The 21,954-nt window shown below is 47.3% G+C and carries 15 protein-coding genes; 3 read left to right on the forward strand and 12 right to left on the reverse strand.

Annotated features, from left to right (window positions below; all coding sequences use genetic code 11):
• Positions 1-15: 15 nt before the first annotated feature.
• The 3 genes from alaS to JOC27_RS04080 form a co-directional block, all read right to left on the reverse strand.
• Positions 16-2,658, reverse strand: coding sequence for an alanine--tRNA ligase (gene alaS / locus JOC27_RS04070; protein WP_205005729.1), 2,643 nt, complete (start codon positions 2,656-2,658; stop codon positions 16-18).
• A 418-nt stretch (positions 2,659-3,076) separates the two neighbouring features.
• Complete coding sequence (locus JOC27_RS04075) at positions 3,077-4,192, reverse strand: AI-2E family transporter (protein WP_205005730.1); 1,116 nt, start codon at positions 4,190-4,192, stop codon at positions 3,077-3,079.
• A 118-nt stretch (positions 4,193-4,310) separates the two neighbouring features.
• Positions 4,311-4,508 (reverse strand): hypothetical protein, encoded by a 198-nt coding sequence (locus tag JOC27_RS04080; protein ID WP_205005731.1) that lies wholly within the window; start codon positions 4,506-4,508, stop codon positions 4,311-4,313.
• A 320-nt stretch (positions 4,509-4,828) separates the two neighbouring features.
• On the opposite strand from JOC27_RS04080, the gene JOC27_RS04085 reads away from it, so the two are divergent.
• Complete coding sequence (locus tag JOC27_RS04085) at positions 4,829-5,116, forward strand: hypothetical protein (protein ID WP_205005732.1); 288 nt, start codon at positions 4,829-4,831, stop codon at positions 5,114-5,116.
• A gap of 295 nt (positions 5,117-5,411) precedes the next feature.
• Here the strand turns inward: JOC27_RS04085 and JOC27_RS04090 are convergent, their stop codons facing one another.
• The 6 genes from JOC27_RS04090 to cymR form a co-directional block, all read right to left on the reverse strand.
• On the reverse strand, positions 5,412-9,071 hold the full coding sequence (locus JOC27_RS04090) for a dynamin family protein (RefSeq protein WP_205005733.1): 3,660 nt from the start codon (positions 9,069-9,071) through the stop codon (positions 5,412-5,414).
• A gap of 156 nt (positions 9,072-9,227) precedes the next feature.
• Positions 9,228-11,561 carry an SF1B family DNA helicase RecD2 gene (gene recD2 / locus JOC27_RS04095; RefSeq protein WP_239529572.1) on the reverse strand — a complete coding sequence of 778 codons (2,334 nt, stop codon included), beginning with the start codon at positions 11,559-11,561 and terminating at the stop codon, positions 9,228-9,230.
• 35 nt (positions 11,562-11,596) lie between these two features.
• Positions 11,597-12,259 carry a tetratricopeptide repeat protein gene (locus JOC27_RS04100; protein ID WP_205005734.1) on the reverse strand — a complete coding sequence of 221 codons (663 nt, stop codon included), beginning with the start codon at positions 12,257-12,259 and terminating at the stop codon, positions 11,597-11,599.
• Between the two features lie 739 nt (positions 12,260-12,998).
• On the reverse strand, positions 12,999-14,138 hold the full coding sequence (gene mnmA / locus JOC27_RS04105) for a tRNA 2-thiouridine(34) synthase MnmA (protein WP_205005735.1): 1,140 nt from the start codon (positions 14,136-14,138) through the stop codon (positions 12,999-13,001).
• Positions 14,135-15,301, reverse strand: coding sequence for a cysteine desulfurase family protein (locus JOC27_RS04110; RefSeq protein WP_205005736.1), 1,167 nt, complete (start codon positions 15,299-15,301; stop codon positions 14,135-14,137). Before JOC27_RS04110 ends, mnmA begins: the two co-directional genes overlap by 4 nt.
• Before the next feature lie 334 nt (positions 15,302-15,635).
• Positions 15,636-16,058, reverse strand: a complete 423-nt coding sequence (gene cymR, locus JOC27_RS04115) for a cysteine metabolism transcriptional regulator CymR (protein WP_205005737.1) — start codon at positions 16,056-16,058, stop codon at positions 15,636-15,638.
• 414 nt (positions 16,059-16,472) lie between these two features.
• Between cymR and JOC27_RS04120 the strand changes: the two genes are divergently transcribed.
• Both JOC27_RS04120 and JOC27_RS04125 read left to right on the forward strand, forming a co-directional pair.
• Positions 16,473-17,810: a replication-associated recombination protein A gene (locus JOC27_RS04120; RefSeq protein ID WP_205005738.1), complete on the forward strand. Its 1,338-nt coding sequence runs from the start codon at positions 16,473-16,475 to the stop codon at positions 17,808-17,810.
• Between the two features lie 318 nt (positions 17,811-18,128).
• The gene (locus JOC27_RS04125) at positions 18,129-18,842 is read left to right on the forward strand and encodes an RsfA family transcriptional regulator (protein ID WP_205005739.1); all 714 of its coding nucleotides are present in this window, start codon (positions 18,129-18,131) and stop codon (positions 18,840-18,842) included.
• Between the two features lie 68 nt (positions 18,843-18,910).
• Here JOC27_RS04125 and JOC27_RS04130 read toward each other — a convergent pair whose 3' ends face one another.
• Genes JOC27_RS04130 through JOC27_RS04140 form a run of 3 tightly spaced genes read right to left on the reverse strand, consistent with a single transcriptional unit; the run spans position 18,911 to position 21,909 of the window.
• Positions 18,911-20,878 carry a polymer-forming cytoskeletal protein gene (locus JOC27_RS04130; RefSeq protein ID WP_205005740.1) on the reverse strand — a complete coding sequence of 656 codons (1,968 nt, stop codon included), beginning with the start codon at positions 20,876-20,878 and terminating at the stop codon, positions 18,911-18,913.
• Positions 20,879-20,899: 21 nt separating this feature from the next.
• The gene (locus JOC27_RS04135; protein WP_205005741.1) at positions 20,900-21,424 is read right to left on the reverse strand and encodes a type II secretion system protein; all 525 of its coding nucleotides are present in this window, start codon (positions 21,422-21,424) and stop codon (positions 20,900-20,902) included.
• Between the two features lie 32 nt (positions 21,425-21,456).
• Positions 21,457-21,909 carry a prepilin-type N-terminal cleavage/methylation domain-containing protein gene (locus JOC27_RS04140; RefSeq protein WP_205005742.1) on the reverse strand — a complete coding sequence of 151 codons (453 nt, stop codon included), beginning with the start codon at positions 21,907-21,909 and terminating at the stop codon, positions 21,457-21,459.
• Positions 21,910-21,954: the final 45 nt, after the last annotated feature.

The following is a 21,954-nucleotide window of genomic DNA, read 5'->3' on the forward strand; positions in this document are numbered from 1 at the left end:
CTTATTCAATAGCACTTAACCGACTGCGACTTTTTCAATCAACCCAGCGACACTATCAAGCGCGGCCCCGACTTTCTCTGGGTGGCGACCGCCAGCCTGAGCCATATCTGGACGGCCACCGCCACCACCGCCACAGACAGCAGCTACTTCTTTAACAATCTTGCCCGCATGGAAGCCTTTTTTCATCAAATCGGGCGTAACTCCGGAAACGAGTTGCACTTTTTCGCCATCAACTGAAGCCAAAACAACAATCAGCGATTTAAAACGGTTTTTCAAACCATCGGCCATATTACGCAGCTGGTTCATATCCATTGTATCAACTTTTGCAGCAAGATAGGCGACATCACCGATTTTTTTCACCGCTTGCTCCAACTCGCCGCTCTTGGCACGGCTTAATTTCACCATTAATGCCTCGTTTTCCTTCTCAAGACTGCGGATTTGCTGCTGCAGCGATTCAACCCGTTCAGGCACTTGATCAGGCGTCACTTTCAACTCGTGGCCAAGGTCCTTCAATTGCAGCTTGTCCTGAAGTAGTTTCTGATAAGCACTTTTGCCGGTCAGCGCTTCAATTCGCCGCGTGCCAGCGCCAATACCACTCTCGGAGACGATGGTAAACACGCCGATTTCCGCTGTATTGCGGACATGGCAACCACCGCACAATTCAAGGCTATATGTGCCGCTCTTCACAAGACGGACAATCTTTCCATATTTTTCACCGAAAAGCGCCATCGCGCCAAGTGCCTTCGCTTCGTCAAGCGGCATTTCTGTCGTCGACACCGGCAATTGTTCCCAGATTTTTTCATTAACAATCTGTTCCACACGTTCAAGTTCCTCTTCAGTAACCTGTCCATAATGGGAAAAGTCAAAGCGCAGCCGATCAGGCGAGACATACGACCCGGCCTGATTGACATGCTTGCCAAGTGTATCTTTCAAAGCCTGATGCAAAAGGTGCGTTGCCGTGTGATTTTTTTGTGCCGAAAGCCTTGCCGGCTGATCGATGGCTGCGATCAGCTGATCGCCGACGCGAACAGTCCCCTCTTCCACTCGGCAAGTATGGAGATTTTGGCCATTTGGGGCTTTCTGTACATCAAGAACGCGTAACACCGTTCCACCGCTAGTCAATGTCCCCTTATCGGCAACCTGGCCGCCACTTTCCGCATAAAACGGTGTGCGATCAAGGATCAGACGCACTTCAGCGCCTGCTTCAGCGCTATCTGTCGTTTCATCGTCCTGAATTAATGCGATCACCTTTGCGTCTTCGACTGTAAACTGTGCGTAACCGACGAATTGGCTATTCGCCGTAATATTACGCAGGGTGTCGCTCTGCACCTGCATTGATTTCTGGTTACGCCGTGCGGCGCGCGCGCGCGTGCGCTGTTCATCGAGTTCGTGTTCAAATCCTTGTTGATCGATTTCCAACCTTTGAGCTTTGGCAAATTCTTCTGTCAGTTCAACAGGGAAGCCGAATGTGTCGTAAAGTTTGAAAACATCGCTACCGGACAGCGTCTTCTTGCCAGCGGTACGTGCCGCTTCGATTTGTTGCTTCAGAATCGCCATACCTTCATGGATGGTTTCCTGGAAACGCGCTTCTTCGGCGCGAATCACTTTTTCAACAAAATCAACTTTAGCCAACACTTCTGGATAATAGTCCTTCATAATCGTACCGACAATCGGTGCCAACTCATAGAGGAATGGTTTGTTCAACCCTATATCCATCGCATAGCGGACGGCACGGCGAATCAAGCGACGGAGCACATAGCCGCGACCTTCATTCGAAGGCAGCGCGCCATCAGCGATTGCAAAGGTAACCGTGCGCGCATGGTCGGCAATCACTTTAAAGGCGGTATTCATATCGCCTTGTTTATAGGTGGTGCCTGACAAGTCTTCAATCTTATGGATAATCGGCAGGAATAGATCCGTGTCAAAATTTGTTTCCGCATCCTGGATCACACTGACCATGCGTTCCAAGCCCATCCCTGTATCAATGTTCTTCTTCGGCAGCGGCGTATGGGTGCCGTCTGGATTATGGTTGAACTGAGAGAACACCAGATTCCAGATTTCTAGATAGCGCTCATTCTCACCGCCCGGATAAAGTTCAGGGTCATTCGCGTCGTCACCAAAAGCAGGTCCACGATCATAGAAAATTTCCGTATTCGGACCGCTCGGGCCTTCGCCGATATCCCAGAAATTATGTTCCAGTTTAATGATCCGATTATCCGGCAGCCCGATTGTATTATGCCAAAGATCATAGGCTTCATCGTCTTCCGGGTGAATCGTCACAGACAGTTTGTCCGGTTCAAAACCGATCCAATCGGGGCTCGTCAGGAATTCCCAGGCCCAACTGATGGCTTCTTTTTTGAAATAATCGCCAATCGAGAAATTGCCGAGCATTTCAAAAAATGTATGATGGCGTGCCGTATAGCCGACATTTTCAATATCGTTGGTCCGAATCGCCTTCTGCGCGTTGCAAATTCGCGGATTTGGCGACACAACGCGGCCGTCAAAATACTTTTTCAGAGTCGCGACACCACTATTAATCCAAAGTAACGATGGATCATCGACTGGAATCAATGACGCACTCGGCTCAATCGAATGCCCTTTTCCTTTGAAAAAATCCAAAAACATTTGCCTGACCTCAGATGAACTGAGCTGTTTCATCATTCAAACCCCCACTCATTTTGCAAAACACTCTTATTATATCTTTTCATTGCTGATTAGAAAACTGAGTTTCACCAAGCGCGTAAACAGAAGAAACCTTTGTGAACCCTTGTCCGCTACTCCTTGAATTTTAACATTCTTAAAGAAACAGAAAAAGTTGACTTAGCCAAGTTCCCCGAACGACGGCGAAGCCTTAGTTTTCCTTAAACTTCATTTCTTTGTTATCTTTATACTTTCTTAACGTACAAAAAAGCTTTCATCCTATACCATGTAAGGACGAAAGCATCCCGCCTGAGCACTGCATTTCATGCCGTGAAAATGAAGAGACATTTTCAGTAACCGAACCTTTGATCCGCCGAGAACGCATGATTTAGAAGGGATCAGCTGCCTTATACCTGCAACCCAACTCGTTTATCTGTTATTCTTTTTGTCTCGGTTTCATTATTCTGCCGTTATTATAGTTGAGTTGTCCCTTATTTGTCAATTCTTGGCGGCGTCCTGGCAAGTGATGAAAACACGTGCGGATGACAATGAAACAAGGAATCGCGAGCAGCATGCCAATAATGCCAGCCAATTCACCGCCGATACCAAGCGAGAGCATGATATAAAGCGGATGAATATCCACACTTTTCCCGACAACAAGCGGTTCGACGACATTGCTCTCAAGAAATTGAATGATAATAATTAGCAACAAGACGCCAAGCACGGCATAGAAAGATTGTGTGGTCGCAATCAGAACAGCCGGCGCCGCGCCGATAATCGGTCCGAAATAGGGAATCAAGTCGGTTGCGCCGATAAAAAAGCCGAAAACGATCGGATACGGGATTTTCAGCAACCATAAACCGATTGCGCCCATGATTGCTAGAATACCACAAACGGTCAATTGTCCGCGGATGTAATTGCCAATCGAAACATCCATTTCTTTGCATAATCGCGCGGTCTGATCGCGCCATCGGCTAGGAATGAGATGAAGGATGCCGCGCAGAATACTGTCTGAATCTTTCAGAAAATAAAAAGCGAGAAACGGAATAATAAATAGGGTGAACAGCGAATGAATCAAGCCCGCGCACCAATCCATAATTCGTTCTGAAAGCATGACCATGCTGTGTCTGAGGCGAACCAGTGCCTTGTTCACTTGGTCATGAGCCGCTTCAGGGGTCGAGCCATAAACGTTATCGAGTGATTTCTGATAGATCTTTTCATATTTGGCAAAATGGTTGTCAAGCCCTCTAAGCTCATGAATCAACACCGGCAGGCCCTTATAGAGCAACAAAGCGATTGTGCCAAAAAAGACGAAGTAGATCAAAAGAATGGCAAGCGTCCGCTTCATCCCGAGGCGCTGCAGCCGAGCTACAATTGGATGCAGCAAATAGGCAATGATCGCAGCCGCAACAAAAGGAAACAAAACGCGGATCACAAATCCGGAAATGACGCCGATCATCGGCAACAACCGATAAAAAAGATAGCCATTCAGAAAGAGAAGCAGGATAATGCTCAGAATTTTAATCCATTGTATCGCAGGCCATTTACGCATCGGCAACCCCTCCACGATTAGTCTGCCCACGGCTGAAACATTCATTAGAACTTGGAAAAGTTGATCGCTTCGTTAGACAAAAGTCGATCAACAAACTGCTGTTTCGTTGGAGGAAGCATCAGAAACCGTTTGCTTTCGCCTCTCGCTGCGTATCGTCGAATAGATCATCGAGTGAAGTCAATGTTCCGTCTTCCTCTACCTGGCTCAATAATAATTTATCATTCTCAAGTGTCAGTTCAATACAACAATTCCAACAATAAAACTGGTTGGTGCTAATTTTACCAATATTTTTGCTTGCACAATTCGGGCAATGCATGACTTACACCTCATCTTCTGTTCAAGTATTAATTGCATCATTGCCCGATTCATCATCGATTTATACCTGTCAATTTGTTTATTAGATCCGATGCTCGCTCCATTTCAGAAAAACTTGGCATAGCAAATCCTTTTTCAACAATTGGGCTTCGGTTGCTCGCTTGACGCGGGCGCACCTTTTCATGCATCCGTCTGACTGCCTTCAGACAGGCAGTCTATGGTAAACTTAAAGAAAGCATAAAGTCAGTCATTGATGACCCTGTTCTGTTGACTTTTCGTGTGTGGCAAACAATATAATCCGCACCTTGGAGGAGGCAACGAATGATAAAATCCTTTGTGGCTTTGCTGCTACTTTATTGTTTTGTGAATCTTTTGGCGCTCGTTATTTATTATCCGGCCACGATACTTGCTGCGTTCTCAACGGATAGTGTTGGTATCACCGCCATCACCTATGTTTTGGCCTATTCTCCGCTGCTTCTGGTCAATGCTCTTGTCTTTCTCATTAGCCTGCGGATCAGGAGAATAAAACTTCGCCGATTGGTTAAACTACTCTTCTTCCTCTGCTTTACAATTCTCTTCGTCACAGGCTACACGCTGTATATCTTCTGAAAGAAATGGCAAAGCCTTAGCGTGTCTTATTCTTAATCCCTCTGAAATCTTTTAATTCTAAACTTTGCGTAGCCAAATCCTTTTCAAGCAATCTGCTCCTGCTACTTGCATTGACTTGTCGCGGGCGCACCCGAGCCTCCTCGGAAAGGCTAGAATCTGCGAAGCCCGTCTGTTATGCTGTTCCCGCAGACGTTTCACACATTGCCTTTGGTAAAAAAAACAATATGAAACGAAACATAGTTTTCCATAAAAAAGGTGTCGAAAGTCAGTTGTATCGACCTTAGACACCTTTTCTTCATTCTGTGTAAAGCTTTGTTAATTGATGATGCGCTTCTGTCAACAGCGAACGCGCAGATTGTGGTTCCACCTGAAGCATTTGCAGTGTACGGTCAGCTGCCTGCGACACCTGTTCTTGAAAAGCTTGCTTTAGCCGCGTCGCAGTTTCATCGAATTGCTTCAGATAATCGGCAACACAGTCGGCACGGTTTCGTTCAAGAACTTCAGAGACAAATGGTTCAAGCAAATCCTCCAGCGCTTCCCGCATCAATTGCGCGCCATCTTTTTCAAAAAATTGTTTTGAATTTTTATAAAACTTAAAAACAGTCGTCAGCGTGGAAATGTTCTTTTCCTTTAGATGATTGTGAACCAACGGACTGGCAAATGACGCCTGTTCGATAGACAGGCTGATCCCCAATCCCTCTTTAGCACATATCGTGTTGCACCTTTCATGGATTTCCAAATGCAGCTTACCCATTAATGCTTCAATACGCAGAAAAGTTGCCCGGCATTCCTGATCCAAATCAAAGGAAAGAAAATCCAACCATTCTTTCAAGCTTTGATACAAGATCTCCTTAGTTGAACGATCCTTTTCAAAAAAATTCGCTGGATTGAAAAACTGTGAGAATTCATCGTGCGCCCGCTGCATCAGCCGCTTCTTGATATAGAAAAACAATTCGTCACTCTGCTGACTGATGTCCTGCATCCGCTTAGTGAGCGGCAGCGCACTAATTGCTTCACTGATCGTGTTTCTTTGTTGAATCAATAATTCCATTCGTTGCTTTTTGGCCGCGCCATTTAGCTGCAGATCATCAAGCAATCGGCCAATCTGATCGGTCGTTTGCTGAATCACCGACAACCCAGACACTGCCACTTGACGCAACAGCTTACTTTCGGCAAAATCCTGCCAGTCATCAAGAAACGATTTTAAGCCTGAATCTGCGGTTAGCGTGCCACCGTTTTTCTGTTCCTGCAATGCCCTTTTGCTCGACACCCCGTATAACTTCGGCTGACGAACGCCAAATCGAAGTAATTGATTCTGGACATAACGCATCACGTCCTGCTTTTCCTGCGCGTTTTGCGCAAGATCAATCGCGTTGATGATGAAAAACATCTTATCGATCGAAAACGTCCCCTTGACACGGCCAAGCTGGATCAGAAATTCACGATCGGCCCGTGCAAATGCATGATTAAAATAAGTCAAAAAGAGAATCGCATCTGCGTTTTTAATCCATTGAAAGGCAACTTCCGTATGGCGCGCATGAATTGAACTCGATCCAGGTGTATCGACAAGAACCGCGCCTTGTCTCGTAAACGGACAATCGTAGTACATCGTAACATTGTCTATTAAGCAGGCGACGCGTTCATCTGCAATCCGCTCTTTTGAAGCTGCGATCGATAGCTCATCAAGGGAGCCCCACTCCTTATTAAACACTTTGACGGCACTAGCCAGTGTTTGCAGATAAGTCAGTTGAGGAATACGCGCCGGCTCAGGATGCGCCGCTTTCAGCCTTGGCAAGAGCGTTTGCAATTCGTCCAGCTGAGCAATTTTCTCGTCAAAAAGATAAAGGACCTGATTGATTTCCGCACAGAGATCCTGCTCACGCTTCATCTGCACAACTGCCGTACCATGCGGATGCGAATTCTCGGATCGTTGAATTCGGTTAATAACCGCCGTTGTCGGGTTCGCAGAGACCGGTAGCAGCTCCTCACCAAGCAATGCATTAGCGAATGATGATTTTCCGGCACTAAAAGCACCGAAGAGCGCGATCGTGAATGTTTTCTGCTCAAGTCGCGACACCGTTTGTCTCAAAGTATCCGCCGCATTTTTGAATCCGTCTATCGGCTGAAGAATCGCCCCAGCGCGCCGCAACAATTCCTGCCATGGCACGTCTGAAGTGCGGCTTGTCTCCAATATAGGCACGACAAATTCTGTTGTTTGTGCCTCGGTATCGACGTTCGTTTTTCCCACCCTGTACTTTTGACGGAATGTTTCTATTGTTAAATGCTGTATCCGTGTTTCTTTTTCACGCACCGCCGCTGCAAGCAGGGCTAGATCGGTCGCTGCAACCCTGTTGGGATCAGCAAGTAATTGCTCCATCTGCTGAAGTGCCGTATCAAGAAGCGCTTTCTCATTACGCACCTTTGCCAGCAGCTGATAGCGCTGCTTCTCCTTTGCCAGTTGCTTCCGTAGCTGAATCAGCCGTCCCTGACGTCCCTCGTCGAGCCACGTATTCAGTTCGCGGAGATTGACACGCGCTTTGGCTTTAATTTGCTGTTTCGTCTGTTCAGCGATGCGGTCCGCATAATGCAGCAGAAAAGCGCCATTGTTTTCCACTGTCCCAGAAACCGATTCGCTAATAATTTTTTTCAACTCTTCCAGAGTGACCCCGGAAAAAATGGCAACAGCTTCATGACCGGCAGCGCGATAAAGTCGATCCAAAGCGTCTTTGACCGCCCATTCCATTGTCTGTTCCTGTTTTTGATAAAGTTCTAGGAAATTATTCAGGCGGCGCTCCTGTTCCTTTTCAATTTTCTTACGCCCGGCAAACCAGCCAATTTTGAATTGCGGGTCGAGCGATGCGAGATAAGCCTGTGCTGCTTCGCGTACAACGTAGGGTGTCAAGATTGCCGATTGTACGGTCTGTGCTAGACTTCGCTCAGCCTGTTCCAGCCACACGCGTGCTTGTTCTTCCCACCCAGCAATTTCTGTTTCCAGATGATCGATCGCCCCTTGCGAACCGCTGAGCACGGCTTCTTCAGGAGCCGCATCCAAATGGTTCGCCTGCAAAAGTTGCATGAAACGGTTTTTCAAAAAGGCACGATGCCCGGCAACGAGCGCCGCTAATCCTTGGCTGATACGCGAATCTTGGGTGGCTGAAACGGGGAACTCTGCCATCATTTTCTTTAAATAGGCAAGAAATCCTTTGATCGCATTACCTGGCACTGTTTTATCACGTAGCGATAGACAGAACAATTTTCTCGGCCGCAGCTGCCACTCATTTAAAGCGTTCTCAACTCGCGCTACAAAAGCAGAAATTGAGCCTTCGCGATCGTCATGTTTGTCTATCTGGTTAATCAGCAGATAATACGGTTTGCCGAGCTCCTCCAGCTTCTTTAAAAAATGGAAATTAACCGTGGACAGGACGTGGTTATAATCCGTCACATAAAAAACAGCATCAGCCAGATGCAATGCCTGCTCGGTCGCTTGTTGATGGCGCTCATCCGTCGAATCAACACCGGGCGTGTCAAGTAGGACAACACCAGGCGGCAACGCATTGTTTAGCTGAACATCAATGCTATGAATCGTCTCTGAATCGCGAAGGAGACTTTGCAACTTCTCAATCGGATAGTGCTCCGGTACCGCCACCGTTTCTCCAGCACGGGTTTCCAAAACAATCGCGGGACGGCCCGACTGAATCCGTACGAGATTTCCGCTTGTTGGGATTGGGCTTGATGGCAGAAATTGATCACCGAGAATTTCATTCAGCAGGCTGGATTTTCCCGCGGAAAAATGGCCACAAAAAGCAAGCACAATTTTATTATCGATCACTGATTTTTTATACCATTCTTCAAGCCGGATGGTATTCTCCGTATCATGATGCTGCCTGAATGACTTATGAAGGCCGGCCATTTGGCGTTTCCACTGCGGAATTTTTTCCGTGTTCAGTCTTGCCATTGCAGCGCCCCCCCTGTTAGCGTTTTCATTTCTGATCAAAAAATTTTCTGATTCGCCTTCAGGCATACGCTGATCAGAAAATCTTCTCTGCTTATTGGAAGTTTAGCGAAGTTTGCTGAATTTTTCCAGTCAGACGGTTCACGCTTCCCAGCTGGCTCAAATTTTAGGTATCTGTTGCTGTGATTCTTTATTGTTGCCTGGCGCCAACGTCGGCGCATCATCTAGAGACAGTCGTTCCCGCAGCTTCTCAGCTAGATGCGAATGGCGTTGGTCCACATCATTACGCTCTATCGCCTGATTCAAAGCGTCCTGATCGCCGCAAATCATTAAATAGTCCTTGCTGCGCGTGATCGCTGTATAGATCAGGTTCCGTTTGAGCATCCGATGATAGCCTTTGACGACCGGCAGGATCACTATTGGAAACTCGCTGCCCTGCGCCTTGTGAATGGAGCAGCAATAGGCCAAGGTCAGTTGATTTAAATCATGGCGCAAATAACTGACTTCAACGGCATCGAAAGCAACAACGACGGTATCTTCCTTTTCTGTCGTTTCCTTTGCGTAGATAATCGCCACAATTTCGCCGATATCACCATTAAATACTTGATCATCCGGATTATTGACGAGTTGAAGGACTTTATCATGGACGCGGAAGCTATGATCACCGAATTTTAGTGCGCGTTTTTGTGAGCTTGGCGGATTAAACAATTCTTGAAGCGCTTCATTAATTTTCTCAATGCCGGCATTGCCGCGATAAATCGGTGCCAGCACCTGAATATCGCGCGGCGCATAGCCTTTCTTCTTCGCTCCGCCGGCAATCTGGCAGACTGCGTCAATCACTTGAGCCTGACCGCAGGGGAAAAAACGGCGGTCTGCACGTTTTTCCTGGACATCGTGCACCGCGCCCTCTTTAATCTCGTGCGCCAGTTCGATAATTGAGGATCCTTGCGCCTGGCGAAAAATATCGGTCAGGCGAACAATAGGCAGTGCCTGTGATTGGATCAGATCGCTGAGCACTTGACCGGGTCCGACAGAAGGTAGCTGATCCTCATCACCAACAATGACAACTTTGATGCCATCCGGTAACGATTTCAGAAGCTGATTAGCTAGCCAAATGTCGACCATCGACATCTCATCGACAATCAGCAGTTGGCCCTCAATCGGCGAATCTTCGTCATGCGCATAATTCGCCCCTCCGGTCCAACCAAGCAGACGATGGATCGTCACCGCTGGAATACCTGTTGACTCTTTCATCCGTTTGGCCGCTCGTCCCGTCGGCGCCACAAGCAGTACCGGATACGGGTGATCGTCGTCATAGTCTTTCGGCTCAAGCGACAAGCCATTCATCTCCGCATAGACCTCGACAATTCCGCGAATAACCGTTGTTTTCCCAGTGCCCGGTCCGCCGGTTAGTATCATGACCGGCTGACTAATTGCTGTTCGAATCGCCTTTTGCTGGCTGTCAGCATACTGCATATGTAGCCGGTCTTCAACCTTGCCTAGCGCCTGAAGAAATTCTGCTTCTGAAAACTCGCTCGCGTCATCCTGTGCCACCAGCTTTTGTATGCCGGTCACCACACCTTTTTCCGCATAATAAAGTTGCGGCAGATAAACTGTTTCTTGCTCACGAACGACTTTCCCATCTTCTTCGAGTACATCCATTTCGCGATAGATCGCGTCCTCCGTCACATTCTGTTCGCCGTTATTCAAGAGACGCGATGCTGCCTCAAACGTTTCTTCCTCGTTCATAAACACATGGCCGTCATTCATCGCCTGCTCATTCAGCCAAAAAAGAATGGCCGCCTGAATCCGCGCCGGATGATTGCCCGAGATGCCAAGCGTTGCCGCCAGCTCATCAGCGCGCTGAAAACCGATGCCTTCAATATCCTGAATCAATTGATACGGATTGTCGTGAATGGTCTCCAGCGCCTCGTCGCCATACATCTGATAGATTTTTGTTGCCAACTGCGCGCCGAATCCGAAATCAGACAGACCAATCAGAATTTTTTCCAGGCCCTCATTCTCCTGCAATGTGTCGGCAATCAGCTTTGCTTTTTTTTCATCAAGTTTCGGCACCGCATCCAGACAAGCCGGATTATTTAAAATTTGCGTAATCGCCTCGTCCCCGAGTGTCTGCACGATCGTTTCCGCTGTCTTGCGCCCGATTCCGGGAAACAGGTCACTCGATAAATACTGAATGACACCGGCCGTCGATTGCGGCAATAATTTATGATAGCTGTCCGTTTCATATTGCTGGCCGTAGCGAGGATGCGTTTTCAGCTTTCCGAAGAACTGATAGAGCTCATTTAAATGAACGCCGAGGAAGTAGCCAACAACCGTTATCTCTTTGCCTTGAACGGGTTCATCCGACTCAATAATCCGGACGTTCATCACCGTATAGCCGTTTTCATTATTCTGGAAAACGATATGTGTCGGCTCACCTTTTATTGAGGGGCGTCCCTCAGCAAAAAGATGCATGGCTGTCTGTTCCAATCGTTCCGCCGTCCTTTCAAATCAAAGTGTCCGCTTCAGCTTTCCTCATGTTTCCGTGCAACAGCGAGTCCATGCGCCGCGAGAATATGTTGCGGTTCATAGTTTAGTGCCTTTTGGAAAAAGTGTTTGGCTTCAGGCACCTGTTCATGGTAAAGCGCCGTCACGCCTAAATTGTAATATGCGTCGGCATGGCGTGGATTCTCGGTCACAACCTTGAGAAATTCCTTTTCCGCTGCATCAATTTGCCCGAAATGCGCCAATGCTAGGCCATATTGAAAGCGCGAAGCTGTGTCGCTGGGGGAAAGTTCAACCGCCCGTTGAAACGCCGCAAGCGCTTGGCCGTCGTGGTGCAGCTTCAACGCGGTCTGGCCAACCATATAAAACAAATCGTTTGTGCTCATCCCTTTTGTCTGGGCCTGTTCGAAATACATCATGGCTTTTTCATAGTCTTCTGTTTCGAAACTGGCACTGCCGAGTCCGAACGATGCGGCCGCATCATCCGGCGCGAAGTCCAGCGCTTTTTGGAAAAAGGCAGGCGCTCGGTGTGCTTCGCCCATTGCGATCAGCAGGTTGCCGAAGTTGACATAACCTTCTGGGTTGTCCGGCTCAGCTTCAATCGCCTGCTCGAGCACATGAACCGCCTCATTGTATTTTTTTTCTTGAATCAGGCGGATGGCCTGCTCTGCCGCTTGCTTCATTCGATCCGCGCTCCCTGTTCTTCGTCTCTTTGTTTTCGCTGAAACTTATTTGGTCGTAGCTAGGTCCTTTTTGTAACAAATGCGCTTCGGTTGCTCGCTTGCCGCGGGCAGGACGGGAGCCTCCTCGAACAGGCAGTTACCTGCGGGGTCTCCCCTGTCCTGCTCTTCCCGCTGGCGTCTCGCGCCTGCGCTGTATTTTTCGGCAAAAATCATAGACACGCTTATATTTGGAGAAAAACTTAGCTTAGCCAGGTCCTCTTTTTGTAACAAATGTGCTCTGGCTGCTCGCTTGTCGCGGGCAGGACGGGAGCCTCCTCAAACAGGCAGTTACCTGCGGGGTCTCCCCTGTCCTGCTCTTCCCGCTGGCGTCTCGCGCCTGCGCTGCATTCTCTGGCAAAAATCATAGACACGCTTATATTTGGAGAAAAACTTAGCTTAGCCAGGTCCTCTTTTTGTAACAAATGTGCTCTGGCTGCTCGCTTGCCGCGGGCAGGACGGGAGCCTCCTCGAACAGGCAGTTACCTGCGGGGTCTCCCTTGTCCTGCTCTTCCCGCAGGCGTCTCGCGCCTTCGCTGTATTTTTCGGCAAAAATCATAGACACGCTTATATTTGGAGAAAAACTTAGCTTAGCCAGGTCCTCTTTTTGTAACAAATGCGCTCCGGCTGCTCGCTTGCCGCGGGTGCCCGATCGTATGCACCACATTTTACGAATAAAATTATGTGAAAAAGACCCGCACCATCAAAGCGGTGCCGAGTCTACAAAATCTATCGACGCGTCTGTACCTGGATTGAGTACCGTGGCGATCGTCGCACCCCCAAGGCAAACCTCTCCATCATAGAAGACAACCGCCTGACCTGGCGTAATCGCCCATTCCAGATTGTCAAAAACAACTTCTAATTTTCCATTCTCCAATACATGTACCATCACCGGTCGATCTTTCTGGCGATAGCGGAATTTCGCCGTACAATGAAAAACAGAATCCTTCGGCTCGCCGCTAAACCAGTTAATCTTTTCAGCAATAAGTCCTTGAGAATAAAGTGCCGGATGATCCGCGCCAGGCGCCACATAAAGAACATTGTGCGCCAAATCTTTGCCACAGACAAACCATGGGCCGCCGGGGCCACCAATACCGAGCCCTTGACGCTGACCATTCGTATAATACATCAAGCCATCATGCCAACCCTTGAACTCACCGTCAACTGTACGAATTTCGCCGCGGTTCGCCGGAAGGTACTGACTAAGAAATTCCTTGAAATTACGTTCCCCGATAAAGCAGATGCCCGTGCTATCCTTTTTATTGGCTGTCGCCAGATGATGCTCGCGAGCGATTTCACGCACTTCCGGTTTCTCTAGATCACCAAGTGGAAAGAGTACTTTCGCAATCTGATCCTGTGCCAATTGATTAAGAAAATAGGTCTGATCCTTATTCTGGTCCGCCGCACGCAACATCAGCGTCTTCCCAGTCTCAGCATCTTCCGCGACACGGGCGTAATGACCCGTTGCCACATAATCGGCACCGAGTGAGAGCGCATGATCTAGAAACGCTTTAAATTTAATCTCTTTATTGCACATCACATCAGGATTCGGCGTCCGTCCTGCCTTATATTCCTCGAGGAAATAAGTAAACACACGATCCCAATATTGTTTTTCAAAATTAACCGCGTAGTAAGGAATGCCAATCTGGCCGCAAACACGAACCACGTCTTCATAGTCCTCCGTTGCTGTACAAACGCCATTGTCATCCGTGTCATCCCAGTTCTTCATGAAAATACCGATCACGTCATAACCTTTTTGTTTCAAAAGTAGTGCGGCGACCGTTGAATCGACGCCGCCAGACATGCCGATAACCACCCGCGTCTCGCTGGGGGATTTCGTCACTTGATTTCACCAGCCTTTCCCGTTGTGGACAACGCGCGCACCGTTTTGGCAAGAATCTGCGCTGCCCGGTGGATTTCGTCCTCTGTATTTTCAACTCCGAAACTGAGTCGTAGTGAACTGCGCGTCTCTGGCGCATCGCTTCCAAACATTGCGCTGAGGACATGCGACGGTTCAACCGATCCAGCTGTACAAGCCGAACCACTTGAAGCAGCAACGCCCTCCAAATCGAGCCGTGTCAGTAGCGACTCGATCGCCACCCCTGGAAAATAGAGGTTCAAGACTTGCGGCAGAAAATGTTCCGGGTTGCCATTAACTTGGAAGTTAGCCCCTTCCGCTGTTAAATCATCGAGCATAATTCGGCGCAGTTTCAAGCAAGTATTGATCCGATCGGTTAAGTTTGCGCGTACAAGCGCGACCGCTTCCCCAAGACCAGCGATCGCCGGTACATTATGGGTGCCAGCCCGCCGTTTCCGCTCCTGATCACCACCGTGCGTAATCGGTGCCAGGCTAACACTATCACGGACATAAAGAAATCCGATTCCCTTTGGCCCATTGATTTTGTGTCCGGACATCGACAGCAGATCAATCGGCGTGTCTTTGACGTCCATATCGACTGTTCCGAACGCCTGGACCGCATCGGTGTGAAAAAGTGCCTGATGATCAGCAAGCAAATGCGCGATCTCGCGAATCGGCTGCAATGTGCCGACCTCATTATTACCATACATCACACTGACAAGAATCGTATCTTCTCTTAACTTTTCCTCTAATTCTTCAAGCGAGATACGACCGCTTGCATCCACATGTAGATAATCAATCGAGAAGCCGCATGAAGCCAGATACTCGCAGGCACGGAAAACTGCATGATGCTCGACATCGGTTGTAATGATATGTTTACCAAGCGCCTGTCGCGCCCGCGCTGCGCCGATAATCGCCATATTATCGCCTTCCGTGCCGCCGCTCGTGAAAACAATTTCCCGGCTGCGGGCGCCGATTGACTTAGCGATTTCGTGGCGGGCGTCGTCAACGACCTTCCGCGCCTGTCTCCCGAATGAATGGATGCTCTCGGGATTTCCAATAACTTTTTTATACGTGTCGATCATAATTTCCAAAACCTGCGGATCAATCGGACTCGTCGCGGCATGATCGAGATAAATCGGATCCATGCCTCATCACTCCTTTGTTGTTCCTCGCGCCTGTTAAGAAAAAACAAGCGTTTCTTTTATTATTTATTTTCGCTTCGAAAAAAACAGACGTCTTTTTCGAAGCATGGGTCTATCAATGACAGTTGTTTAAAAGATAGCTTTAAATATGGCCTTTGTTAAAATCTGCTTTTGTTTTTAATCGTTTAATTGCCATGTGCTCGCTTGCCGCGGGCGCTACCCGCGAGCCTCCTCAGACAAGCTGGAATCTGCGAGGCCCGTCAGGCAAGCTATTCCCGCAGGCGTCTCACACAGTGCCTTTTAAAGTCAGAAAAAAACATTAAATTTAAACAAAGTCTTAAATATAAAACATATCTGGATCTTGAATCTGCGGATCATCGTCATAGTGAATCAAGTCATCAAGCGTTGTGCCTTCGAGCACATCCTTGACCGCATCGCGGATTTTTACCCACAATTCTTTTTTGGCCGGATCATCATCGTCCATCACTTCCACTGGTTGAATCGGTCCTTCAAGCACACGGATCACGTCCGCAGCCGTAATTTCGCTTGGCAACCGAGTCAGCACATAACCGCCGTATGCGCCGCGGATGCTGCTGACCAGTCCCGCGTTACGCAATGGCGATATCAACTGTTCCAGATAATGTTCCGATAGATTATGTTCGCTGGCGATAGCCTTTAAGGAAAGCGGGCCGTTTCCATTATTTTTTGCAAGAGCCATCATAATCGTCAAACCATAGCGGCCCTTCGTTGATATTTTCACTCGTGGCACCTCTTGTTCTTCCGGATCGCGTTCATACGCCGGACAACATTGTTTCAAACAAATGAGTAAAACTTGGCTTGCCAAGTTCTTTATAAATGCGCTCCGGTTGCTCGCTTGCCGCGGACGCACCTTCGCACCTTTGCTCTTTTTTCGCGATAATTTTTTACATACTTATCTTTTTGAGTAAAACTTGGCGAGCTAAGTCCATTGAACGACGGCTAAACCTTCGTTTTTCTGATTAATTCCATGTACAAAGAAAGCGGGCAACATGGCCCCTCCCTTTTTATGGTAAACTATGAAAGAACAAACTCTAGACTATTATAGACGAAAAAGTGAAAACTTGCACGCAGTCCGCCAAACAGCCTGGATCTGCTACATAAATAGAAGGAAATATTTAAGAAAAGGATGATTCCGATGGATCTTTTTGATAGCGCAGATGATGGCAGAACTGCTCATTCCGCCCGTCCACTCGCCGATCGGATGCGTCCGGAGACGCTCGATGAATTCTTCGGCCAGGAGCAGATTGTCGGCAAAGGTCGGTTACTGCGCCGCGCGATTCAAGCGGATAAACTGACGCCAATGATTTTTTTCGGTCCACCGGGGACTGGAAAGACAACACTCGCGCATATTATCGCCAAGTCGACAGCCGCTTATTTCGAGCAATTAAACGCTGTAACTTCCGGCGTCAACGACCTGCGCCAGGTGATTGCTGCCGCTGAAGAACGTCTGAAATTCGATCAACAGAAAACAATCTTATTTATCGATGAAATCCACCGGTTTAATAAAGGTCAGCAAGACGCGCTGCTTCCTTCTGTAGAAAAAGGGACAATCATTCTGATCGGTGCGACAACGGAAAGCCCGATGTTCGAGATCAATCCAGCCCTGCTCTCCCGCGCGCGGCTGTTCCGTTTCGAATCACTTACCGACGCGGACATTCTCGCCATTTTGAAACGGGCAATTGCTGATAAAGCACGTGGTTACGGTGAGTACACAATCCACGCGGATGACGAAGCATTGGAACACTTGGCCCGAGTGGCAAGCGGTGACAGTCGGACCGCGCTTCACGCATTGGAGTTGGCCGTGCTGACGACCGATCCGGATCCGGATGGTGCCATCCATATCACCCGCGCGGTTGCCGAAGACTCGATTCAGGAAAAAGTGCTGCAATACGATAAAAAAGGAGACAATCATTACGATACGGTTTCAGCATTCATCAAAAGTATGCGGGGATCAGATCCGAATGCGACGCTCTACTGGCTGGCGAAAATGATCGCCGCCGGTGAAGATCCGAAATTCATTGCCCGGCGCATTTTCATACACGCCGCAGAAGATGTTGGCTTAGCGGATCCGAATGCGCTGCTTGTCGCGAACGCTGCGGTCACAGCCGTCACTTTTATCGGTCTGCCTGAGGCGCGGATACCACTCGCTGAAGCGGCGCTCTATGTGGCTACTGCCCCAAAGAGCAACGCGGTGATCGTCGGTATCGATCAAGCGCTCGAAACGGTCCGACAAGAGCGTACCGGCGACGTGCCGCTCCATCTACGCGATGCGCATTATAAAGGTGCGGCAAAACTTGGTCATGGAAAAGGCTACCTTTACCCGCATGATTTCGAAGGCGGTTATGTCCCGCAAGACTATTTGCCGGAAGCCCTGCGAAACAAGCACTTTTATCAGCCGTCGCCGCGCGGCTATGAACGAACGGTACAAAAAAGGCTTGACTATTTCAAAGCGCGTGATCATCAAGGAAAATAGATTGACAGATAAATCAAGCCCTAGCCGCATTGTTTTGTTTGGCTAGGGCTTGATCTTTTTAAAAAGATAAGCATGTATAAGATTTTGCACAAAAAATGTAGCGAAGGGGCGTGAGACCCCGCAGATTCTCGCTTGTCTGAGGAGACGCGCGGCGCCCGCGGCAAGCGAGCAGCCGGAGCACAATTTTTGCAAAGAAAGACTTGGCTACGCCAAGTTTATCTTTCCATTTCTCACGAATCTGCGTTTTTGTATAAAAAACTCGCAGCTTGTCAATCCTTTTTACAAAAGACAAAGAGACTGCAAGAAGGAGCTATTGCGATGACAAAAGTGAGACAAGATGCTTGGTCGCATGAAGACGATCTGCTTCTGGCGGAAACCGTCCTGCGCCACATCCGAGAAGGAAGCACACAACTAGACGCATTTGAAGAGGTCGGCGACAAGTTGAACCGAACTGGCGCCGCCTGCGGTTTCCGCTGGAACGCGATTGTCCGACGTAAATACGAGCAGGCAATCGCGATCGCAAAAAAACAGCGCAAGCAGAAGAAAAGAGCGGAGCAGCGTGAAAAAACGCTACGTCCCGCTCCAGCTTTTGCATCAATGGAAACGGCTTATCTGCCGGATCCAACGGAATCGGTTAGCATGGTTACGGCAGAAACACCAATAGAGATGGAAGAAACGCCAAATTTCATCATGCCGCTTGTTCCACCTTCCCCCCAGCAAGAACTGGACCTGAGCACAGTCATTGCCTTCCTTCAGGACCTGCGTAAAGGCAGTGCGACAAGCGAACGTCTTGGGGAGGAAAACCAACACCTGGTTCATGAAAATAACCAGCTCAGAAAAAGAATCAACGAGCTAGAAAATGAAGTCCGCTCGCTCCAACAACGCCAGCAAACAGTCGAAGATGACTATCAAGCGTTAATCGGAATCATGGATCGCGCGCGGCGAATGGTCGCCTTCCAGGAACAGGATAGCGTCTCCGGCACCACTTTCAAGATGGACGCCAACGGCAATTTGGAGAAAGTGGCTAAATAAAGTTTGTAAAATCGATAGGCCGTCGTAACGCTGAAAATGGGCGAATACGACGGTCTGTATTATTTAGTTTATTTGGAATCCGGAGCTGTGGCATACGTATAATCTGGTGAACTGAATGTCGCATTCAGTGAAACGTTGTATGTCGTCGTGGTCACGGGACTCGTCGATGTATTATCCCCTTGATGGATTGGATTGATGTTAATCGTTCCATTTAATAAGGTTGCGGATAGATTTCCCCATACGAGTCTTTCCCCTCCATTGAGATTTGCATTGCCTGCGACCACTAGGCCATGAGTAAAATTTAATGCACCATTCATTTCATTTACATAAGCATTTTTTCTTACAAACACCGTACGTTCAAACGTACTTGAATTCAAAGCGGACAAAAAATCTGTATCGTTCAACGATCCGTTTATATAGACATATCCATTATAGCTATCACTACCGGAAAACAAAAAGGAACGATAAATCGAACCACCGAAATATACATTTTTTGCAAATTTAACCGAGCCGCCAAACCAACCGTATTCATCACCATTTATCCAACAATCACCCAAAAATTCGGTATTGCTCCAAGGATATATAAAAAAATTTCTTCCTGCGTTCACATTTCCCTTAAAAGTTGTCTGAGATGAAGGTCGAGAAATAAAATCGTTAGTAATCTCCGAATTGCTGTTCACAGTGACTTCTGAACCATCGGTTGTCCAGAAACTTTTGCCAACCCATAACGTATTCGTTGAATCACTTCCAAAAGTTACTTTTGCACCGGGGAGGATAACTACACTGCCGCTGACGTTGACATCGCCATTAAATGTAACAGTCGCATTCGAACCGACCAAGAGGTCACCCTTCACCGTTAAGTTGCCTCTTACCTCACTAGACACCCCCTTCGTAAACTGCGTCATGCCTTTAACAGAAACGTTATCATTAAATCCAGAATTTTGATTCACCTGAACACCTTGGGCAAAATTAACATCTTGATTATAAGAAGCGTTGTTCGCTAAATCCTTAGATACTTTTTGAGATCCATTTATTGCGCCGCTTTGAATCAAGGTGAAATTATTCGCAGAAGACGGAAGCTGCAATTGATGGGCACTGAACTGAGGTAATATTTTGGTTGTCATTAAATTGTCTAAGTTAGCGTTGATAACTGGCTTGTAACAGCGAGTGGTCTGGTTATCAAGATAAATATTATCAGCTCTTAATAGATTGTTATTCATTAGCTTCGTAAAAAAGCTATTCCATTGATCCACAAGGCCTTCAAGTTTACTACTGTAATCGGGCGCTGCAGGCGTCGCATCACCACTGACGTTCGGTGGTGTATCTTCTGGTTCTGATGATTGAGAAATGCTTACTTCAGACGAAGATGGCGGTGGATTATCTACGTATTGAAGTAAATACCTATTCTGGGAATTTCCCATAGTTAAACTGCCGTTAAAATCATTGGGAACGTTTATGCCTGTTCCATCTGAATCGCCTGTCGTTGTATTTACTTTTTTGGTATAACTAATCACTATCATTTGACTGACTTGCCTATTGACGCCATTGACAACACCGGAACTGGTAATTTTAAATGGGACATTTCCAGGCTCCGTCAGGCCCGTGATCGTTGCCGGATCAACTGCTTGGACAGTCAAATTGTTCGAAGGATGATTTTGCAAGGCACTTAATGATGTATTGGCGTTAATTGACTGCGCGATCGATTCAATTTTGTTTGTAATTTGACCTTCAATTGTCATTGAATTAGTTGGATCATTTGAATCATTGGTATCGATCGTCGTCTTTCCACTATTTAAATCATTAGATAAATTCATTAATTGTGTATTTAAATTTGTTGAAAAATTTTTCATTCCCATTTCCGCAACATCCGTCGCTTGAACTCTGTATTGCTCATGCGTAATTTGTTGCGAATGACTATAGGAAACACCCATTAACGACAAGCTTGCAATCATCAAGAATGAGATGACAAGCATGACAATGAGTAATGCATACCCACTTTCGTTTGATTGACAAATCTGTTTCACCAATTTCATCATCAAATTCAGCACCTCCTACCATCAATTTCCTGTTCCAACTGCATCAGAGAGCGTAATATCTAATTCATAGGACCAGTCTCCGACGGCGCCATTGTCCGAGGTAACGACAAGTTGAATCGGTTGAGCCAACAGGCTTTGGGAGCCGTCGTTACTTGAACTGAAAAAGTTCGATTCATCTGAACTATCTGATGTGCTGCCCGTTTGTTCCGGCCAAGTATAGCTGCCATTCGGTTGATCTTTCACGTTGTAATTGATTCCATCACTGGAGACAACTTGGTTCTTTCCGTCTTGATACAAAAGTACAACTTGATGGTTATTGTTCACTTGTAAAGAAAATGGAGCGGATGATCGATTGATAAAGGCTTCTTGAACACGTTTTTGTACGAGCTGTGCATCCTGCTGTATCGTATTTTCTGTCAATGTACGATCTGCGGCTCGATCGACGGCTATCCATATTGAAGAAATTAATACGACACAAATGGTCGTCAGTGTCACCGCTGTAAGCACCTCAATCAAGGTCAAACCATTTTCATGCTTTACGCTCATTTATTGTTCTCTCCTCTTTTATTGAGCGTCCATTATTGATTTAATGTGTTATAAACTTCAACGTAATTTTCAGGCGAATAATACACTTGCACAACCATTGGGGAAACTTCGGTCACTAAACTGCTGTCATTCGAAGAAGAACCACTGTCTTCATCACTCTTGAGGTAAAGATAGACCTTGTATGTCCCACCGTTTTGCGAAGTCGATGCATCGGAATCGAACAAGCAGTTATACCCATCAATTGATTGTTCCGGTTTATTCTCAGTAGCTACTTCTGTCAGTTGACTCATATCTAACTGGTTTTTCGCGGCTTTCGCTATTTCTTTTTGAGCGATCTGCATTGCTGTTTGCCTGAGGCCATTATTGGTCACTACTTGTTGGGCCTGTACAAGTGACAGTGAAAAAGCGACAATCACCAAACTCAGTAGCGTAATCGCCGCTAGTACCTCAACCAAGGTGAACCCTTTATTTTTTCCATGGTCCATTCGTCATAGCCCTTTCTTAATTCCTATTTTTATTTTAAACTGTAT

This window comes from Sporolactobacillus spathodeae (assembly GCF_016908935.1).
GTDB classification, from domain to species: Bacteria; Bacillota; Bacilli; order Bacillales; family Sporolactobacillaceae; genus Sporolactobacillus; species Sporolactobacillus spathodeae.

Coding starts and splice junctions, on each gene's coding strand:
- alaS (WP_205005729.1), bottom strand. CDS start 2,658: ATGAAACAGCTCAGTTCATCTGAGGTCAGGCAAATGTTTTTGGATTTT.
- JOC27_RS04075 (WP_205005730.1), bottom strand. CDS start 4,192: ATGCGTAAATGGCCTGCGATACAATGGATTAAAATTCTGAGCATTATC.
- JOC27_RS04080 (WP_205005731.1), bottom strand. CDS start 4,508: ATGCATTGCCCGAATTGTGCAAGCAAAAATATTGGTAAAATTAGCACC.
- JOC27_RS04085 (WP_205005732.1), top strand. CDS start 4,829: ATGATAAAATCCTTTGTGGCTTTGCTGCTACTTTATTGTTTTGTGAAT.
- JOC27_RS04090 (WP_205005733.1), bottom strand. CDS start 9,071: ATGGCAAGACTGAACACGGAAAAAATTCCGCAGTGGAAACGCCAAATG.
- JOC27_RS04100 (WP_205005734.1), bottom strand. CDS start 12,259: ATGAAGCAAGCGGCAGAGCAGGCCATCCGCCTGATTCAAGAAAAAAAA.
- JOC27_RS04110 (WP_205005736.1), bottom strand. CDS start 15,301: ATGGATCCGATTTATCTCGATCATGCCGCGACGAGTCCGATTGATCCG.
- JOC27_RS04120 (WP_205005738.1), top strand. CDS start 16,473: ATGGATCTTTTTGATAGCGCAGATGATGGCAGAACTGCTCATTCCGCC.
- JOC27_RS04125 (WP_205005739.1), top strand. CDS start 18,129: ATGACAAAAGTGAGACAAGATGCTTGGTCGCATGAAGACGATCTGCTT.
- JOC27_RS04130 (WP_205005740.1), bottom strand. CDS start 20,878: ATGATGAAATTGGTGAAACAGATTTGTCAATCAAACGAAAGTGGGTAT.
- JOC27_RS04135 (WP_205005741.1), bottom strand. CDS start 21,424: ATGAGCGTAAAGCATGAAAATGGTTTGACCTTGATTGAGGTGCTTACA.
- JOC27_RS04140 (WP_205005742.1), bottom strand. CDS start 21,909: ATGGACCATGGAAAAAATAAAGGGTTCACCTTGGTTGAGGTACTAGCG.